This window comes from uncultured Sphingomonas sp. (genome assembly GCF_964021865.1).
GTDB lineage: Bacteria > Pseudomonadota > Alphaproteobacteria > Sphingomonadales > Sphingomonadaceae > Sphingomonas.
In genome coordinates this window covers 1-2,606 of the sequence record NZ_CAXIAM010000103.1, presented here as the reverse complement: position 1 = coordinate 2,606, position 2,606 = coordinate 1, and the positions used below count along the sequence as shown (strand labels likewise).

Below are 2,606 nucleotides of genomic sequence, written 5' to 3'. Positions count from 1 at the left end.
TCCGGCTCGATCCGCTGCGTCCCCTCCACACGCAACGACGTGATCGTGCGCGCGGCGGGCTGCGCGATCGCGGGGGCCTGCGCAGCGGGTGCCGCCGGGGCGGCGCCTGCGGGACGGGCGGGCGCGTTGGCGGCCGGGCGAGTCTGCGCGGTCGCAGCCAGCGGCACACCGGCCAGCATGGTGCAGCCCAGCAAGGTCGCCGAGGCACGCGCCCGCGAAGTCGAAGTGTTCAGCACCGTCACTGCAATCCTACCCGAGAGTAAACGCCGTCCATCCAGGCCCGGTCTTCGGCGTGTGCGCCGCCCTGCCTTACCTTGCTCACCCGATCAACCCGGCGAGATGCCGCCACAGCCCGAAGTTGCCGAGATCGTTGAAGGTGACCAGCAACATCAGCGCAAGCACCGCCACCAATCCGCCGCGATACGCCCATTCCACCGCCTCCGGCGCAACCGGCCGGCGTCGCACCGCCTCGATCGCATAGAAAAGCAGATGCCCACCATCCAGCATCGGCACTGGCAGCAGGTTGATGAACCCGAGATTGATCGACACCAGCGCGATCAGGAAAACGAAGGCGTCCGGCCCCAGCGTGATCTGCTCGCCCGACACCTTGGCGATCGACAGCGGCCCACCGAGTTCCTTGACAGAACGCCGCCCGGAGATGATCTGGCCGATCGTCTCGACCATCATCCCGACGATCTGCCCGGTTCGCTGCACCGCCACGACCGGCGCTTCCAGCACGCCGACCGGCTCGATCACCGGCGCGGCCGGCGAAATGCCGAGCAAGCCGACGCGGTAGCTGTTGCCGAACCGGTCGCGTTGCTCCTGCGTCCCGATCGTCGCCTCGACGCTCGCCGGCCTCGCACCGCGGACATAGTCGACGCGCACCCGCTCGCCTGCGCGGATCTTCACGAAGCGGACCATGTCCTCGAACGTCTCGACCGGGCGGCCGCCGAGCGCGGTGACTCGGTCGCCGGACTGCAAGCCGGCGGCCGCCGCAGCGGTGCCGGGGATCGCCTGCCCCACCACGCTCGGCGTCCGCGCGTCGCCATACGCCAGCGCGAAGCCGGCAAGGATCAGGATCGCGAGCACGAAGTTCACGAACGGCCCCGCGGCGACGATGATCGCACGCTGCCACACCGGCTTGGCCTGAAACGTCTGCGCGCGCTCGGCAGGCGACAGCGCCAGCCACTCGCCGGTCGGCTGGCTCGCCGGGTTCATGTCGCCGGCGAACTTGACGTACCCGCCCAGCGGCAGCCACGCCAGCTTCCAGCGCGTGCCGCGTTTGTCGGTCCAGCCCGCCACCTCGCGCCCGAAGCCGATCGAAAACGCGTCCGCCTTCACCCCGAACAGACGCCCGGCAAGATAGTGACCCATTTCGTGGATGAAGACGAGCGGACCGATCACCAGAAAGAAGGCGAGCACGGTCAGCAGCAGTCCGGGTGTCTGGATCAAGCCACGCAATCCTTCACACGCTCGCCCGCCAATCGCCGCGCTTCCGTATCGACGTGGAGCACCGCGTCGAGCGTTTCCGGCGCGGCCGGGTCGTAGCGCTGCAGGGTATCGTCGACGATTGCGGCGATTTCAAGAAAGCCGATCGCCCCGCTCAGAAACGCCGCCACGGCGATCTCGTTCGCCGCATTCAGGATCGCAGGACGCGCACCGCCGGCGTTCACCGCCGCACGCGCGAGCGCCAATGAGCGAAACCGTGTCTCGTCAGGGGCCTCGAAGTCGAGCCGGCCGATCTTGACGAGGTCGAGCGGCGCCATCGGGGTCGCCATCCGCTCGGGCCAGGCGAGGCAATGCGCGATGGGTACGCGCATATCGCTCGGCCCCAACTGTGCGAGCATCGAACCATCGACGTAATCGACGAGGCTATGGATCACCGACTGGCGATGAATGACGATCTCGATACGGTCGGCATCGATCGGGAACAGCGCCGCTGCCTCGATCAGTTCCAGCCCCTTGTTCATCATCGTCGCGCTGTCGACCGAGATCTTCGCGCCCATCGACCAATTGGGATGCGCCACCGCCTGTGCCGGTGTGACCGCCGCCATCTCGTCCAGTGACCAGTCGCGGAACGGCCCGCCGCTTGCGGTCAGGATGATCCGCCGCACGCATTCGACCTGGGCGAGGTCGAGGCACTGGAAGATCGCATTATGCTCGCTGTCGGCCGGCAGCAGCGTGGCGCCATGCCGTGCCGCGGCGGCGGTGATGATCGCCCCCGCCGACACCAGCGGCTCCTTGTTGGCGAGCACCACCGTCCCGCCCTGCTCGATCGCCGCTAGCGTCGGGCGCAGCCCCGCGCATCCGACGATCGCGCCCATCGTCCAGTCGGCACCATTTGCCGCCGCCTCACACACCGCCTGCGCGCCGCCGGCCGTTGCGATCCCTGTCCCCGCCAGCGCGCTGCGCAGCGTCGGGAGGCAGGATTCGTCGGCCACGACCGCCAGTTCGGCGCTCGTACGGGTCGCGGCGGCGGCCAGTCGCTCCACGTCGCAATTCGCGGTCAATGCCCGCACGCGGAACGCCTCGGGCGCACGCTCGACGAGGTCGAGCGTCGAGGTGCCGACCGAGCCGGTCGCACCCAGAATATTGACGGTCTTCAT

3 protein-coding genes are annotated in these 2,606 nt (G+C 68.7%); all 3 read right to left on the bottom strand.

Annotated elements, in window-relative coordinates; all coding sequences use genetic code 11:
• A partial coding sequence (locus tag AADI75_RS16040) for a hypothetical protein (protein WP_341209985.1) occupies window positions 1–236 on the bottom strand: 236 nt, incomplete at its 3' end.
• A gap of 82 nt (window positions 237–318) precedes the next feature.
• Window positions 319–1,452 (bottom strand): M50 family metallopeptidase, encoded by a 1,134-nt coding sequence (locus AADI75_RS16035; protein ID WP_341209984.1) that lies wholly within the window; start codon window positions 1,450–1,452, stop codon window positions 319–321.
• The coding region (locus AADI75_RS16030) for a 1-deoxy-D-xylulose-5-phosphate reductoisomerase (RefSeq protein ID WP_341209983.1) at window positions 1,449–2,606 on the bottom strand (1,158 nt) is incomplete at its 5' end. The genes AADI75_RS16035 and AADI75_RS16030, both read right to left, overlap by 4 nt.